This is a genomic window from Bacillus sp. G402, from assembly GCF_051172515.1.
Lineage (GTDB): Bacteria > Bacillota > Bacilli > Bacillales > Bacillaceae > Bacillus > Bacillus altitudinis.
The window spans coordinates 805,208-819,466 of sequence record NZ_JBPIZC010000001.1 but is presented as its reverse complement, the minus strand read 5'-3'; the positions used below and the strand labels follow the sequence as shown (position 1 = coordinate 819,466).

General features: G+C 39.5%; 18 protein-coding genes. 13 read left to right on the top strand and 5 right to left on the bottom strand.

What is annotated here, in order from left to right; genetic code table 11:
* The first annotated feature begins 162 nt into the window (after positions 1-162).
* The 3 genes from ACSBQP_RS04400 to ACSBQP_RS04390 all read left to right on the top strand — a co-directional run bounded on the left by ACSBQP_RS04400 (position 163) and on the right by ACSBQP_RS04390 (position 3,014).
* Positions 163-636, top strand: a complete 474-nt coding sequence (locus tag ACSBQP_RS04400) for a CarD family transcriptional regulator (RefSeq protein WP_007499456.1) — start codon at positions 163-165, stop codon at positions 634-636.
* A gap of 314 nt (positions 637-950) precedes the next feature.
* Positions 951-1,700 carry a poly-gamma-glutamate hydrolase family protein gene (locus ACSBQP_RS04395; protein ID WP_008344021.1) on the top strand — a complete coding sequence of 250 codons (750 nt, stop codon included), beginning with the start codon at positions 951-953 and terminating at the stop codon, positions 1,698-1,700.
* 165 nt (positions 1,701-1,865) lie between these two features.
* On the top strand, positions 1,866-3,014 hold the full coding sequence (locus ACSBQP_RS04390) for a Rap family tetratricopeptide repeat protein (protein WP_056704766.1): 1,149 nt from the start codon (positions 1,866-1,868) through the stop codon (positions 3,012-3,014).
* Between the two features lie 89 nt (positions 3,015-3,103).
* Here ACSBQP_RS04390 and ACSBQP_RS04385 read toward each other — a convergent pair whose 3' ends face one another.
* Positions 3,104-4,429 (bottom strand): S8 family peptidase, encoded by a 1,326-nt coding sequence (locus ACSBQP_RS04385; RefSeq protein WP_017367283.1) that lies wholly within the window; start codon positions 4,427-4,429, stop codon positions 3,104-3,106.
* A 584-nt stretch (positions 4,430-5,013) separates the two neighbouring features.
* Here ACSBQP_RS04385 and ACSBQP_RS04380 point away from each other — a divergent pair.
* Both ACSBQP_RS04380 and ACSBQP_RS04375 read left to right on the top strand, forming a co-directional pair.
* A complete protein-coding gene (locus tag ACSBQP_RS04380; protein WP_435028218.1) occupies positions 5,014-5,748 on the top strand; it encodes a poly-gamma-glutamate hydrolase family protein in 735 nt (244 codons plus the stop codon).
* Between the two features lie 76 nt (positions 5,749-5,824).
* A complete protein-coding gene (locus tag ACSBQP_RS04375) occupies positions 5,825-6,274 on the top strand; it encodes an OsmC family protein (protein ID WP_017359038.1) in 450 nt (149 codons plus the stop codon).
* 45 nt (positions 6,275-6,319) lie between these two features.
* Here ACSBQP_RS04375 and ACSBQP_RS04370 read toward each other — a convergent pair whose 3' ends face one another.
* The 4 genes from ACSBQP_RS04370 to ACSBQP_RS04355 form a co-directional block, all read right to left on the bottom strand.
* Positions 6,320-6,688 carry a DMT family transporter gene (locus tag ACSBQP_RS04370; RefSeq protein ID WP_417901391.1) on the bottom strand — a complete coding sequence of 123 codons (369 nt, stop codon included), beginning with the start codon at positions 6,686-6,688 and terminating at the stop codon, positions 6,320-6,322.
* Positions 6,689-6,703: 15 nt separating this feature from the next.
* Complete coding sequence (locus ACSBQP_RS04365) at positions 6,704-7,021, bottom strand: DMT family transporter (RefSeq protein WP_017367286.1); 318 nt, start codon at positions 7,019-7,021, stop codon at positions 6,704-6,706.
* A 2-nt stretch (positions 7,022-7,023) separates the two neighbouring features.
* Complete coding sequence (locus ACSBQP_RS04360; RefSeq protein WP_008344015.1) at positions 7,024-7,566, bottom strand: TetR/AcrR family transcriptional regulator; 543 nt, start codon at positions 7,564-7,566, stop codon at positions 7,024-7,026.
* A gap of 112 nt (positions 7,567-7,678) precedes the next feature.
* Positions 7,679-7,942 (bottom strand): hypothetical protein, encoded by a 264-nt coding sequence (locus ACSBQP_RS04355; RefSeq protein WP_017359036.1) that lies wholly within the window; start codon positions 7,940-7,942, stop codon positions 7,679-7,681.
* 104 nt (positions 7,943-8,046) lie between these two features.
* On the opposite strand from ACSBQP_RS04355, the gene ACSBQP_RS04350 reads away from it, so the two are divergent.
* The 8 genes from ACSBQP_RS04350 to nrdF all read left to right on the top strand — a co-directional run bounded on the left by ACSBQP_RS04350 (position 8,047) and on the right by nrdF (position 14,219).
* The gene (locus tag ACSBQP_RS04350) at positions 8,047-8,448 is read left to right on the top strand and encodes a YmaF family protein (protein ID WP_007499437.1); all 402 of its coding nucleotides are present in this window, start codon (positions 8,047-8,049) and stop codon (positions 8,446-8,448) included.
* A 69-nt stretch (positions 8,449-8,517) separates the two neighbouring features.
* Complete coding sequence (gene miaA / locus ACSBQP_RS04345) at positions 8,518-9,468, top strand: tRNA (adenosine(37)-N6)-dimethylallyltransferase MiaA (protein WP_017359035.1); 951 nt, start codon at positions 8,518-8,520, stop codon at positions 9,466-9,468.
* A 25-nt stretch (positions 9,469-9,493) separates the two neighbouring features.
* Complete coding sequence (gene hfq / locus ACSBQP_RS04340) at positions 9,494-9,715, top strand: RNA chaperone Hfq (RefSeq protein ID WP_003211269.1); 222 nt, start codon at positions 9,494-9,496, stop codon at positions 9,713-9,715.
* A gap of 161 nt (positions 9,716-9,876) precedes the next feature.
* Positions 9,877-10,209, top strand: a complete 333-nt coding sequence (locus ACSBQP_RS04335) for a YmzC family protein (protein ID WP_035391989.1) — start codon at positions 9,877-9,879, stop codon at positions 10,207-10,209.
* A 79-nt stretch (positions 10,210-10,288) separates the two neighbouring features.
* Positions 10,289-10,501 carry a hypothetical protein gene (locus tag ACSBQP_RS04330; protein ID WP_099496523.1) on the top strand — a complete coding sequence of 71 codons (213 nt, stop codon included), beginning with the start codon at positions 10,289-10,291 and terminating at the stop codon, positions 10,499-10,501.
* A 265-nt stretch (positions 10,502-10,766) separates the two neighbouring features.
* Positions 10,767-11,159 carry a class Ib ribonucleoside-diphosphate reductase assembly flavoprotein NrdI gene (gene nrdI, locus ACSBQP_RS04325; RefSeq protein ID WP_017359034.1) on the top strand — a complete coding sequence of 131 codons (393 nt, stop codon included), beginning with the start codon at positions 10,767-10,769 and terminating at the stop codon, positions 11,157-11,159.
* The gene (gene nrdE / locus ACSBQP_RS04320; protein WP_019743850.1) at positions 11,119-13,221 is read left to right on the top strand and encodes a class 1b ribonucleoside-diphosphate reductase subunit alpha; all 2,103 of its coding nucleotides are present in this window, start codon (positions 11,119-11,121) and stop codon (positions 13,219-13,221) included. Before nrdI ends, nrdE begins: the two co-directional genes overlap by 41 nt.
* 17 nt (positions 13,222-13,238) lie before the next feature.
* Positions 13,239-14,219: a class 1b ribonucleoside-diphosphate reductase subunit beta gene (nrdF, locus tag ACSBQP_RS04315; protein WP_008344010.1), complete on the top strand. Its 981-nt coding sequence runs from the start codon at positions 13,239-13,241 to the stop codon at positions 14,217-14,219.
* Positions 14,220-14,259: the final 40 nt, after the last annotated feature.

Here is a 14,259-nt window from a genome sequence, read left to right as displayed (position 1 = left end):
AGGACTGGATGGTGGCGCTCCTTTTGTAAAAAAAGGCTAATTCTTTAAAAACTCAAATAAAAAGAATTGACTAGTGCTAAATTAACATGATAAAATATAAATTTTTATCCTCTGCTGAAATGTGTTATAATGATATTGTGAATACTTTCGGAGGTGGCGGATTTGTTTCAAATAGGTGATAAAATTGTTTATCCAATGCATGGAGCCGGTGTGATTGAAGGAATGGAAGAAAAAGAGATTTTAGGTAAGACGCAGGAATATTTTCTGATTCAAATGCCGAATATGCAGATGATGGTCCCAAAAGGCAGAATCAATCAACTAGGTATACGTCCGGTAGCTGATCAAGCTACGCTGAAAGTTGTGATGAACAATTTTGCAGAAGAAACAAACGACGACACGCTTACTTGGAAGCAAAGATATGATGAAAATCTGAAAAAGCTAAAAACAGGTTCGATTGAAGATGGCGCAGACGTTGTCAAAGATCTGATGAGACGTAATCAGAAAAAAGCCTTAAATTCTAGTGAAAAGAAGATGCTTGAAGATGCACGGGGCATGTTAGTGAGCGAAATTTCACTTGCACAAGGCATGTCGCAAGATGAAGTGCTGACAGCATTAGAGAATGAATTAAGAGTTTAATGCTGGATATACAGAGACTGGCTGTAAACAGAAGGAGATATTCCTTTTGTTTACAGCTTTTTTATTTGAAAAAAGATGAAAATTCCCAATTTTGTAGGTGTTTTTGACTAAAACTAAAATGAGGTCATAGGATTTAGTTTTTACTTGCACAAGAACCGTTTTAAAGAAGCCGAAAATACCTAAGGCAACATAAAAAAACAAGTAAGTTCTCCTGATTCATAAAAAGGAGCCGGACATTCTTTGAATTCTTTTAGCGATTGATAGTAAAATAATGCGATAAGATGACATCGAAGAGAATGAAAAGGAGCGGTGAAATGAAAAGACTACTCATAAGTGGATTCATCTTTCTCATCCTGTGTGCTCTTTTAATGGTGAAATGCAGCCATTCTATCCAAGAAAATAAAGAGCAAAAACAACATCATGAAGAAGTAGAAAAGTATAAGAAAGAGCGAAAAAAAGGGGATCAATATGAAAGTTTTAAACAGCTTATACGGCATGAAAGAGACGGCTATGAGATAGAGTTTCATGAAAAAGGGGGAAGTGACTTACTTGTCTTTTCTCCTCACGGCGGCGAAATTGAACCAGGAACAAGTGAAATTGTAGAAGCATTTGAAAAGAAGTACTCTACGTATTTATTTGAAGGGACAAAACAAGACAACAATCGTGACTTGCATATCACTAGTACAAAATTCGATGAACCGATTTTGGTTCAAATGATTAAAACATATCCCTTTTCTATATCTATCCACGGCTATAAAAGTGATAGAAGACATACACTTGTGGGCGGGACAAACGAAAAAATGCAAGAAGCGGTTGTGCGAGAACTAAAAGACCGGGGCTTCTCCGCAGAGCTCGTGCAAAAAGGCGAGCGCCTCTCCGGAACGGATCCAAACAACATTAATAATCAAAATGCAAGTGGAGAAAGTGTCCAGTTAGAAATTAGTACGGCGCAGAGAAAAGCCTTTTTTGACAACTTTGATACAAGAAAAGGAAAGAAAAAAGCATTCAGTCGCTATGTCAGTGGTTTAAAAGAAGTGCTTAGAGAATTCGACCCTTCTTCGTAGAAAAAAGGTTTTGATGGGCAAAAGTACTCTCTTTAAACTTGGTAAAAAAGATAGAAATGTGCAAAATCAACATAAAATATGAAATAAATGACAATTTGCCTTAAAATCATAAATTATGTAAAATAATAGTTATCAGTTTGATATGATAGAATGGGGCTGAAGTGGATGGCACACAAAATACCATCTTCCGAAGTAGGTGTAAAAATCAATCAATGGTACACACATATTTGCAAATTTGAAGTTGATCAGGCAAACGATATGAAGCGCCTTGTTGAAGAAGACATTCATGAGATGGAAGAAGATCAAGATTTATTACTCTATTATTCCCTCATGGATTTTCGCCATCAAATGATGCTTCAGCACTTAACGCCAGTCCATGCAGGGAATGAATCGCTTCAAGCGGTCTCTTTTCCAAAAGAAATTGAAGAGGCAGAAGATGAGATGACGGGTTTATTGGGCTATTACTTTCATTTTTTCCATGGAATGTATGCATTTACCCAGCACCGGTATATCGAAGCCATTTCCTATTATAAGCATGCGGAACATCAGCTGATCTTAGTGACAGATGAGATCGAAAAAGCGGAATTTTATTATAAAATTGCTGAAGTATACTATCATATGAAACAAACCTATTTTTCTATGCATTATGCGAAAAAAGCGAGAGACATCTATAAGAAACATCAGCTTTATGGAAAAAGAAGCATTCAATGCGATTTTGTGATGGCAGGTAATTGGATTGATGTAAATCAGCATCAAAAAGCGCTCCCGTATTTAGAAAAAGCTTTAAAAGTGTGTGAAGCAATGGAAAGAAAAGAATGCACATCTTATTTTAAGGCGATGGCCCTCAATAACTTAGGAACTTGTCATTATAGTATGGGAACCTATCATACAGCGACTGTCTTCTTTGAACAAGCCATTTCACTTTATCAAAAAGATCAAGCTGCAACGATGATCAAATCATTGTTTTCACTGGCTCTTACTTGTTTTAAACTCGAAGATATGGAGCGAGCGAGTGAGGCTATAAAGGAAGGCATGAATCAGGCCTCTATATTGGGAGATGAAATTTATCAATTGAAATTCCAATTTTTACAGGCACTCTATATAGAAACAGACAGCTCTGAACAATTGAGATCAGCCCTTTTGGGACTACGAAACAAAAAAATGTTTGCTGATTTAGAGGAATTGGCACTTGATGCGGCTAATTATTATAAGGAACGCGACATGTACAAGGAATCTTCCACTTTTTTTGAAATTGTGATCGAAGCGCGTACGCACATTCAAAAAGGAGATGAGATGTATGAGAACGAAGCATAACATGTCAGCTGCTCAAGTAGAAGAAAGACTTCACACATAAAAACAGACAAAACAACACCCTTTACGAAAAACGTAAAGGGCTTTTTTATTTATTCTTGGATGGCTTTTTCTGCGTCGATGGCACCTGCTCCGTAAATCATTGGGTCCTCTCCAGACCACTTGCTTGTATTTTCTTTTAATAAGGCTTTGACTTCATCAGGTGTTAAATCTGGTGAATGCTCTAATAATAGTGCGCAGATACCGGCACAAATGGGTGTCGCCATCGAAGTGCCAGATAACGTCGTATAATCATCATCGACTCTACTTGATTTATCTAGTTTATCTAGGAATGATCTTGGTGATCTAAGAGAGACGATATTGACTCCTGGTGCGAGGAGGTCGGGCTTTGTTTCACCGTAGACCGTTGGACCTCTGCTCGAAAATGGTGCCACGACATCGTCACTTGATTCTGGCGTATTTCGATCATCATAGGCTCCGACCGTAATGACTTTTTGACTCACGGCAGGGCTTGCGATTGTTTGACTGTTAGGACCGGAGTTCCCAGCAGCAACGCATACAACAATCCCTTGATCCCAAGCTGCATTGACAGCGCGCACCATCGGATCGTCTTGTTCGTCATCATAACGCTGCGCATCGCCGCCTAGCGACATACTGATAATGTGAATTGGGTCATCAGGATGGTCTTCGTTGAACTGTATGCACCATTCAACACCTTCTATAATAGTAGAAAGTGATCCAGCGCCTTGTTTATTTAACACTTTTACCCCAATGATATTGGCTTTTGGAGCGGGTCCTTTGTATAAGCCGTCTGAGGCAGCTCCGTCTCCAGCCACATCCCCAGCGCAATGCGTTCCATGACCGTTATCATCGTAAGGTTTCGTTTTTTGTTTGACTAAATCTACAAAGTCGCGAATTCTTCCATCTAAGTCCTCATGTGGGTATATGCCTGTGTCAACGACCGCTACCGTAATGCCTTCACCGGTTAAGGTCGTGCCATTTCGAACGACTTCATCCGCATGACTTGATTGTGTCGCCACATCCAGCAGTGCATGTACCTGTCTGTCTAAATATATTTTGCGAATATGCTCCCCATTTGCTAAGAGTTCCTCTAAAGCAGCAGGGGTAAGATCAGCTGCGCAGCAGTTAATATGTGAAAAATGTTTTTTGATGTTTGTTTTTCTGCTTTTTTTCATTAGCTGCTTTGTGCTTTGAATACCTGCTTCGACTGCATCTTCTTTAAATTCAATGATGACCCGAAGCTTCTTGCTCTTCTTTAACCTTCCTTCAAAAAAACGATGAAGAAAACAAGGCGTCCACTTAAAAGGCTTATAGAGGTGAAGGACGGTCTCTCTTAAAGGCTGATCCAATTTACTAGCATGTGTTCTGACCATTTGTACCATGGAAAATCCAAACATGTGATGCCCTCCATTCTAGCTATCCATTCTCGTACACTCTTACGTTATGAACATGACAGCATCTTTGTTCGGATTCTTGTCCCTTCTTTTGTTCATATTGGCGGCTGACTCATTCCCTTTAAAAAGAAAAGCGCTTACATTTTGTAAAATAATAGAAAAAGGTGGAAATCATATTAAAACTGCCGATGATAGGTGGGAGAGTTCTTCTTAGAGAACCAGTAAAACAGAGGATTCTGCAGAAAAAAGGGGGGTTCTAGACAGGGTCAATGCTCATACAAATGTGATTCATTCCAGATGAAAAAAATCAAATTCGCATAAAAAAAAGACGAATTAAAGAAAACAGACTGGGTAGGACTAGGTCATTTTAAACATAACTTCATTTGTTTGTCATACTATTCTAACTCTGTTTTCAATCAGGAAAGGCGTTTCTGTGTATATAAATGCAATTATCTTATTTTTGAGGAATCTCATGATCTAGAGTGTTATGATCAAATTTGAAGAGAAAATGTGGAAAAAATGAAAAGAAATGATGATTCAATATTAATCATAGAAACGGCTTAGAAATCTGTTAAAGGAGAACGGGAATGAAGAAGTTTTTTGCTTTGCTTCTCCTGCTTGTCATCGGATGGGGCGTCTATTATACCATGCAAGCACAGGAACATGATGAGCCAGTGTCATCAGGTGGAGAAGACGAAAGCGGTTCAAATGATATGTATCGCAATTTTAAAGAACTGGAAGAGAATGAATCAACAGATCATTATCAAATCATATCCAATCCAGTGCCCGGCAGCCGTCTTCTAGTGATGTCGCCTCATGGCGGGAGAATCGAAGGCGGCGTTAGTGAGATTGTCCATTTTTTTGATAACGATTTTTCTACGTACTTATTTGAAGGTTTTAGAGAAAATGCATCAGAACTTCATATTACAAGTACAAACTTCGATGAACCAATCGGAGTCGCACAGGCAAAAGCACATGATTATGTATTAGCTGTTCATGGATATAAAGGGGAGCCGGGAATTGACCACACCCTTGTTGGCGGAACAGACTATGACCGTGCTGAAAAAATTGTGAACTCATTAGAGCGCAACGGTTTTTCTGCTGAACTTGCAGTTGCACACGCAACCCTAAGCGGAACGAGCAATCATAATATTAATAATCTTACAAAAACAGGGCAAAGTGTACAGCTTGAGATTAGTAGAAGTCAACGGGAAGCGTTATTTGACAGTTTCGATTTTCGGTATCGATCGAGTACAAAAAACGAGACGTTCTACCGGTATGTCAGGGCGATTCGCACGGTGCTGGATGAAGAATATACGTAAGGATGGTGCACATCTTAAGACAGCAAGGTGAATTCTTGTTACACTATAAAAAGTGATAACAAAAGGAGAGACAGATATGGCGCGTCATCATTTTCATCTTCAGGCAAGCTGGCCTGGTCTGCGTAACGATGTGGGGACAATCGAATGTGCACAGTTAAAGACGGAGATTTCCATTCCAAAAGAAATGGATGGACCGGGTATTGGAACAAATCCAGATGAGATGCTCCTAGGTGCAGCGGCCACATGTTATATCATTACACTTGCAGCCATGATGGAGCGGAGTCAATTAGAGAAAGAGGATCTATCGATGAGCTCTGAGGCAGTTGTCGATGTGACAAACGGTGTGTTTACATATGAGAAAATCATTCACCGTCCTGTCATCATTCTCAAAGAGTCTGCTACTGCACAGGACATAGAACGAGCTCGTAAGCTTGCACATAAAGCTGAAAGCTCATGTATGATCTCTAGAGCTGTGCAAGGGAATGTCCATATTTCCTTAGAAGAAACCATCAAAGCTGGATATTAAGATAAAAAAGTCATTTTCTCTTGATTATGGAGAAAATGACTTTTTTTATGACGTCCATTCGGTTTGATCGAATGGTTCTTTCTTTTCTTCCTTTTGTTTTTTGGATTGATTTAAGACAATGACGCCGCATATGACAAGTGCAAGACCAATAAATCCTTTCATATGAATGGTTTCGTTAAATAGCACGAGGCCCACTAGAGCAGTAAGTGCTGTACCGACCCCAGACCAAATGGCATATGCAGATGACAGCTCAATTGTTTTGAGTGCCAAACTGAGAAAGGTAAAGGCGCACCCAAATCCGATCAGGACCCCCATACTCGGCAGCGCCTGTGTAAAACCTTGCGAAAGCTTCAGCATCGTACTGCCAAAAACCTCTGTCAAAATGGCTCCTGTTAAATAAAGCATTCCTTTCATATCACTTCACATCCTTTAAGACATATTTAATAGTACGACCCCTGAAACAAGCATTGCCATTCCAATAAGTGCTTGACGGTTCAAGGTTTCTTTGAAAAAGAGCACGCCAAAAAAAGCCGTGAGGACGGTACCTACCCCAGACCATGTGGCGTAAGACATGCTAAGTGGAATGATATTTAGGGTCAATGACAGCATGTAAAAAGCAAGTGTATAACCAGCGACAACGACAGCGCTAGGTTTAAAGCGTGTGAAACCATTTGATAGTTTCAGCATCGCTGCCCCAATCGCTTCTGAAAAAATGGCGATAGCCAAAAAAAGATATCCGAGGATCATCATCATCCCTCCTCTAAAATGTGTAAAATCCGATGAAGTAAAAGGGTTTTTTCCTCTCGATTCAATGGTTCAAGCTGAAACATTTCTGAAAACCATATGCCATCACAGGCAAGACGGATCAATTGGCTAAGTGCAGGGTCATTGATTTCCTCGGCTGCTTTTTCTTTAAATTCCGCATAAAAATGACGCCAAGGATTTAATAACGCTTCATCAAATGACATGGTTGCCAGCATACTTGTACATAGCTGTGTGGTGTTTTGTCTATCAAGATCATTTAATGTGGCCAATATATAGGCACGTACATAGGGCGCCTTTTCGTTTTTGTATGTTTCCTGATACGTGTCAAGCTGCTGACGAAAAGAGGCAACCGCATGCTCATTCATTTGCTGGATCAGGTCTTCCTTGCTCGAAAAATGATACAGTAGCCCAGCTTTGGTCATATTTGCATGTTCTGCCACCTGCTGAAGGGTGAGCTGACTCAATCCTTCTTTTAGAATGGTGTGAGCTGCTGCCTCAAAAATTTGTTCTTTTTTCGTTTTAGACATAAAAAAAACACCTACTTTACTGAACGGTCGGTAAAGTAAATGTTAACCTATGAAAAACAAATGTGTCAATCGATTCATTTTATAAGAGGATGTTTTCACTAAATCGTCATATTCAATAATAAGGGTATGGTCCATAAGGCGGGTATGGCGGTGGATAAGGATAACCATAGCCATATCCTGGAGCAAGAAGCGACCCAGCTAAAAGCCCTCCAGCAAAACCACCTAAAAATGGCGGTCCAAAAAATCCAGGTCTTCCATAGCCAAAACCAGGGCGCCCAAACCCAAACCCAGGTCTTCCAAAACCAAATCCAGGGCGTCCAAATCCAAAAGGTCTTCTCATCTCATCTTGAACAAACGGTGCGTCAAAATAATTCATAAAAAAAGACTCCTTTCACATAAAATCACTGTAACTGACATCAGTGTATTCGAGTGGCCCACTTGTGTTTGGGTGAATGCCTAAAATAAGGAGGAATGTAAAAAATGGGCCTGTATCCGTCTGATTGGGCTAAATGTCCACCTCATGCACATGCTTATAAAGCGCGAACGGATGTAACCGAAGAACATTATCATTTAATAGAAGGTATTTCTCAGCCTGTGAATGGAAGCAGTACCGATAGACATACTCATTATTATCGGGGGATCACGTCATTTGAAAGAGGGCATTTTCATAGATATTATGGCGTCACTGGACCTGCTATCCCAAGAGTGGACGGGACGCACTACCATGAAATTGAGGAAGTCACGTTTTCTGCCTATACCGATTCTGTCCCGATTCCATACGGGGGAGTCGTTTACAGTCCAGATGAAGAAAGGCCAACGCATAAGCACCGTTTAAAAGGAAAGACATATGAAGTGGTCGGGAATGAACCACTTGGCTGGTGACGAGGAGTATATAGGAGAGAAAGAGAAGTTATGCTATACTGTAGGCAGTTTGTAAAAGAGAGTGATGTTATGAAAAAACAACCAGTGATTGTATTAGTAGGTCCGACGGCTGTCGGAAAAACAAAGCTGAGCATTGATATAGCGAAAGCATTTAATGGAGAAATTATCAGCGGGGATTCCATGCAGATCTATAAAGGGATGGATATTGGCACAGCGAAAATCACCCCTGAAGAAATGAATGGCGTTCCGCACCATTTAATCGATATTAAACAACCGGATGAATCGTTTTCTACAGCTGAATTTCAGCAGCTTGTCCGCTTAAAAATCAAAGAGATTGCTGCGAGAGGAAAAACGCCCATGATTGTTGGTGGAACTGGGCTATATATTCAGTCTGTTTTATATGATTACACGTTTACTGATGAGAAAAGTGATCCTGCTTTTAGAGAAGAGATGACGCTGTTTAAGCAGCAGCATGGACCGATCAAGCTGTATGAAAAGCTAAAAGAAGCCGATCCTGACGCTGCAAAAGCGATTCATCCGAATAACGTCCGCCGCGTGATCAGGGCGCTTGAAATCATCCATACAACAGGTCAGAAAATGTCTGATATGCAAAACGGGCATCAAGAAGTTCCTCTGTATGACACTGCCTTCATTGGGCTGAAAATGGACCGAGAGCTTTTGTACGAGCGCATTCATCAAAGAATTGATATGATGTTAGATGAAGGCTTAATTGAAGAAGTGAGCGCACTTTATCAATCTGGTTTGAAAGATTGTCAGTCTGTTCAAGCGATTGGTTATAAAGAGTTGTATGCCTATTTTCAAGGCAACTGCTCACTTGATGAAGCCATCCAGCAATTAAAACAAAATTCCCGAAGATATGCGAAGCGTCAGTTTACGTGGTTCCGTAATAAAATGGATGTCACCTGGTTTGATATGACACCACCTTGCCACTTTTCGGACAAAAAAGAGGAAATTTTCGCATATATAGCAGGAAAGCTTGGACTTAAAGCGAAACTGTAGTTATCAGAATCAAGGAGGACGAAACATGAAACCGATTAATATTCAGGACCAATTTTTGAATCAGATCCGCAAAGACAATACATTTGTCACAGTATTTTTACTGAATGGCTTTCAGCTTCGCGGTCAAGTAAAGGGATTTGACAATTTCACGGTGCTGCTTGAGACAGAAGGGAAGCAGCAGCTTATTTATAAACATGCGATTTCAACATTTGCTCCTCAAAAAAATGTAAATCTTGAATTAGAATAAACACCCGTTTTCACCAATAGCCCCATGCAGCTGCGAATAAACCGGCCGAAACCCGCTACGTTTTTTGTCAGTGCAGAGGGGCTATTTTGTATGCCATGAAACTTTTCTGTCCAAGTTGCGTATAAATCCTTATTGGACATTTAAAAGGTGAGGGGATTTATATGGAAAATGCAGAGCTTGAATTGAGAAGGATTCGAGTGATCCTTCTTTTGATTGGAATCGTTGTCTTATTTGGATCATGCGCCATCTCGAACATCGAAACGAGACAAGAAAGTTGGCATAACCATTCTAGTGAGCATGATGGGAGCCATGTTGATGGTCTTTTACCATCATCTGTTGCGCTAAAAAATAATCACATTGCTGTTGTGAAAGATGATGAAGTACATGTATACCGGTTTGATGAAAAAGAAGGAGAGCTGACGCTCATTACGACAAAGTACATAGATGAATGGGATGAAGATGATGGTGATAGTGAAGACTTTGATGAAGAGTAAGCACGTAAATTTACAAATGAATGTGAAGTCGCTACACTATAAACATGCATCAGACATCTAGACAGAAAAGGATGAGTTCATGACACACAAAATTATAATTAATCATTGGGAACAAACTTGTGAAGATGACTCCTGTTTCGAATATGGAACAAGCGTTTCTGTAAACGGGAAAGAGTTAGTAAGAGAAGCCTCGATCGTCTCTGCGCTTGAAGCGGTGCTCAAAGAATTAGGTGTTGAAGTGGAAATAACAGAAGTGTCAGAAGATTTACAGTGCGATGCCTACAAAAAATAAAACAAAAAGTCTAGTCTACTAAGCGATTTTTTTTCGTGTTATGATAGATTTCGGTTTCAGTTGAATAGGGAGTAGGGCAGTCTATTTTTAGAACCTGCTCTGCTCTATTTATTTGAACGTACGAGTTCGGCTATGAATGTTCGGCCGGGTTGGTTGATTTTTTTCGTTTCGAGTATCTATATGTTGTGTTTTGAAAAAACATAGTATACTATATATAGTGAATAACGAAATGATCAACAATACTAAAAACTAGGTCGTGATGGAATTGATTCAAATCGTATTTGATTCAAAAACAGGAAATGTTCAACGCTTTTTGGACAAGACCCCTTTTACAGACAAACGAAAATTGACTGGAGAAGAGTTTTTGGATACGCCGTTTATTCTCGTCACCTTTACGACAGGATTTGGACAAGTCCCTGGTACCACTCAGTCATTTTTAGAGAAAAATGCGCACCTTTTACTAGGTGTAGCGGTGAGTGGGAACAAAGTGTGGGGAGATAACTTTGCCAAAAGCGCCGATACGATTTCTAAACAATATCAAGTTCCTATTTTGCACACCTTTGAACTAAGCGGAACAAAAAGGGATGTTGAATTGTTTACACAGGAGGTAGAAAGAATTGTCACAAAATCAGGTTCCAAAGTGGATACAATTAAATAACGAGATTATGATTCAAAAAGAAGGAAAGTTTCAGTTCGACAAGGACAAAGAAGCTGTACATAGTTATTTCGTAGATTATATTAATCAAAACACGGTCTTCTTTCATAATCTAGAAGAGAAGATTGATTACTTAATAGAAAACGACTACTATGAGGAAGAATTTTTAAGACAATACAGCATGTCAGATATTAAAGAAGTATTTGAAGCTGCATATGCCAAGAAATTTAGATTCCCATCATTTATGAGTGCGTTTAAGTTTTACAATGACTATGCACTGAAAACAAATGACAAAAAGAAAATCCTTGAACGCTATGAAGACCGCATTTCAGTTGTGGCTCTTTTCTTTGCGGGCGGAGACAAAAAGAAAGCACTTGAGTTTGTGGAACTGATGATCAACCAAGAGTATCAGCCAAGTACACCAACATTCTTAAACGCAGGCCGTAAAAGACGTGGTGAGCTGGTGAGCTGCTTCTTGCTTGAAGTGAATGACTCATTAAACGATATCTCAAGAGCCATTGATATTTCCATGCAGCTGTCTAAATTAGGCGGCGGCGTTAGCTTGAACCTTTCAAAGCTTCGTGCGAAAGGTGAAGCGATCAAAGATGTTGAAAATGCGACCAAAGGTGTCGTAGGCGTCATGAAACTTCTTGATAATGCATTCCGATATGCAGATCAAATGGGACAAAGACAAGGTTCAGGCAGTGCCTACCTGAATATTTTCCACAGAGATATTAATGATTTCTTAGATACGAAAAAAATCTCTGCGGATGAAGATGTTCGTGTGAAAACACTTTCGATCGGTGTCGTCATCCCAGATAAATTTATCGAGCTTGCTAGAGAAGATAAAACAGCTTATACATTCTATCCTCATACAGTTTATAAAACTTATGGACAGCATCTTGATGAGATGGATATGGAAGAAATGTATGACGAGCTTGTAGAAAACCCGAAAGTCAAAAAAGAAAAAGTCAATCCAAGAAAACTTCTTGAAAAATTAGCTGTTCTGCGCTCAGAATCAGGCTATCCATATATCATGTTCCAAGATAATGTGAATAGAGAGCACGCTCTGAACCATATTTCACGTGTGAAATTCTCAAACCTTTGCTCAGAAGTACTTCAAGCTTCAGAAGTCTCTTCTTACACGGACTATGATCAAGATGATGAGATCGGACTTGATATTTCTTGTAACCTTGGTTCTTTAAATATCATGAACGTGATGAAAAACAAATCCATTGAAAAAACAGTCAAGCTTGCAACGGACTCACTCACACTTGTGTCTGAAACAACAGATATCCGCAATGCACCAGCTGTTAGAAAAGCGAACAAAGCGATGAAGTCAATTGGACTTGGTGCGATGAACCTTCATGGGTATTTAGCTCAAAACCAAATCGCTTATGAAAGTGAAGAAGCAAGAGATTTCGCTAATACGTTCTTTATGATGGTGAACTATTACTCCATTAAGCGTTCAAGTGAACTTGCAAAAGAAAAAGGGGAAACATTCCACCGTTATGAGGGCTCTGGTTATGCAACAGGTGAGTACTTCAATAAATACGTAGAAAATGATTTCACTCCAAAAACAGAAAAAGCAGCTGCGCTATTTGAAGGCATGCACATTCCAACAAAAGAAGATTGGGCAGCACTCAAAGATTTTGTAGCGGAAAATGGCATGTACCATAGCTATCGATTATGTATTGCGCCAACAGGTTCTATTTCGTATGTTCAATCGGCAACAGCTTCTGTAATGCCAATTATGGAACGTATCGAAGAAAGAACATACGGAAACAGCAAAACGTATTATCCAATGCCAGGTCTTTCAGCACAAAACTGGTTCTTCTATAAAGAAGCATACGATATGGACATGTTTAAAGTAGTCGATATGATCGCAACCATTCAGCAGCACGTCGATCAAGGAATCAGCTTTACATTATTCCTAAAAGATACGATGACAACGCGTGACTTAAACCGCATCGATCTTTATGCACACCATAAAGGCATTAAGACACTTTATTATGCAAGAACGAAGGATACAGGGCAGGAAGGCTGTCTTTCTTGTGTTGTTTGATTAAAGGAGAGTTTAACGTGACAAAAATTTATGATGCAGCCAACTGGTCAAAACACGAAGACGATTTTACACAAATGTTTTACAACCAAAACGTCAAGCAATTCTGGCTTCCAGAAGAGATTTCCTTAAACGGGGATCTCTTAACATGGAAATATTTAGGTGAAGAAGAGCGAGATACGTACATGAAGGTACTGGCTGGACTGACGTTGCTTGATACAGAACAAGGAAATACAGGAATGCCGATAGTGGCTGAACATGTGGACGGTCATCAACGTAAAGCCGTGTTAAACTTTATGGCCATGATGGAAAATGCCGTGCATGCAAAATCATACTCAAATATCTTCATGACGCTTGCACCGACTGAAACGATTAGTGAAGTATTTGAATGGGTCAAGAAAAATAAATTCTTGCAAAAGAAAGCAGATATGATTGTAGGTCTGTACCGTTCCATTCAAAAGGATGACCCGATTTCCTTATTTAAAGCAATGGTTGCTTCAGTGTATTTAGAAAGCTTCCTATTCTATAGCGGCTTTTACTACCCGCTATATTTCTACGGTCAAGGAAAGCTCATGCAAAGTGGTGAAATCATTAACTTGATTTTGCGCGATGAAGCGATTCACGGTGTGTATGTTGGATTGTTAGCACAAGAAATTTACAACAAACAAACACCTGACGTGCAAAAAGAGCTTTATGATTTCTCTATCGATCTGCTTAATGAGCTTTATGAAAATGAACTTCATTACACTGAGGATATTTATGACCAAGTCAATTTATCGCATGATGTGAAAAAGTTCATTCGTTACAATGCCAATAAAGCGTTAATGAACCTTGGATTTGCCCCTTACTTTGAAGAAGAAGAGATCAACCCAATTGTATTGAACGGACTCAATACAAAAACAAAGTCACATGACTTCTTCTCAATGAAAGGGAACGGCTACAAAAAGGCAACAGTTGAGCCGTTAAAAGATGACGATTTCTTCTTTGGAGATGAATCATAAGTAAAACGCAAAAGTCAAAACGCATCACTCGTTTTGGCTT

Excerpts from the sequence above, each read along its gene's own strand:
- ACSBQP_RS04375 (WP_017359038.1), top strand. The coding sequence starts at position 5,825 with ATGGCGCGTCATCATTTTCATCTTCAGGCAAGCTGGCCTGGTCTGCGT.
- ACSBQP_RS04365 (WP_017367286.1), bottom strand. The coding sequence starts at position 7,021 with ATGATCCTCGGATATCTTTTTTTGGCTATCGCCATTTTTTCAGAAGCG.
- hfq (WP_003211269.1), top strand. The coding sequence starts at position 9,494 with ATGAAACCGATTAATATTCAGGACCAATTTTTGAATCAGATCCGCAAA.
- ACSBQP_RS04355 (WP_017359036.1), bottom strand. The coding sequence starts at position 7,942 with ATGAATTATTTTGACGCACCGTTTGTTCAAGATGAGATGAGAAGACCT.
- ACSBQP_RS04380 (WP_435028218.1), top strand. The coding sequence starts at position 5,014 with ATGAAGAAGTTTTTTGCTTTGCTTCTCCTGCTTGTCATCGGATGGGGC.
- ACSBQP_RS04395 (WP_008344021.1), top strand. The coding sequence starts at position 951 with ATGAAAAGACTACTCATAAGTGGATTCATCTTTCTCATCCTGTGTGCT.
- ACSBQP_RS04385 (WP_017367283.1), bottom strand. The coding sequence starts at position 4,429 with ATGTTTGGATTTTCCATGGTACAAATGGTCAGAACACATGCTAGTAAA.
- ACSBQP_RS04360 (WP_008344015.1), bottom strand. The coding sequence starts at position 7,566 with ATGTCTAAAACGAAAAAAGAACAAATTTTTGAGGCAGCAGCTCACACC.
- ACSBQP_RS04330 (WP_099496523.1), top strand. The coding sequence starts at position 10,289 with ATGACACACAAAATTATAATTAATCATTGGGAACAAACTTGTGAAGAT.
- ACSBQP_RS04350 (WP_007499437.1), top strand. The coding sequence starts at position 8,047 with ATGGGCCTGTATCCGTCTGATTGGGCTAAATGTCCACCTCATGCACAT.
- ACSBQP_RS04335 (WP_035391989.1), top strand. The coding sequence starts at position 9,877 with ATGGAAAATGCAGAGCTTGAATTGAGAAGGATTCGAGTGATCCTTCTT.
- ACSBQP_RS04390 (WP_056704766.1), top strand. The coding sequence starts at position 1,866 with ATGGCACACAAAATACCATCTTCCGAAGTAGGTGTAAAAATCAATCAA.
- miaA (WP_017359035.1), top strand. The coding sequence starts at position 8,518 with ATGAAAAAACAACCAGTGATTGTATTAGTAGGTCCGACGGCTGTCGGA.
- ACSBQP_RS04370 (WP_417901391.1), bottom strand. The coding sequence starts at position 6,688 with ATGAAAGGAATGCTTTATTTAACAGGAGCCATTTTGACAGAGGTTTTT.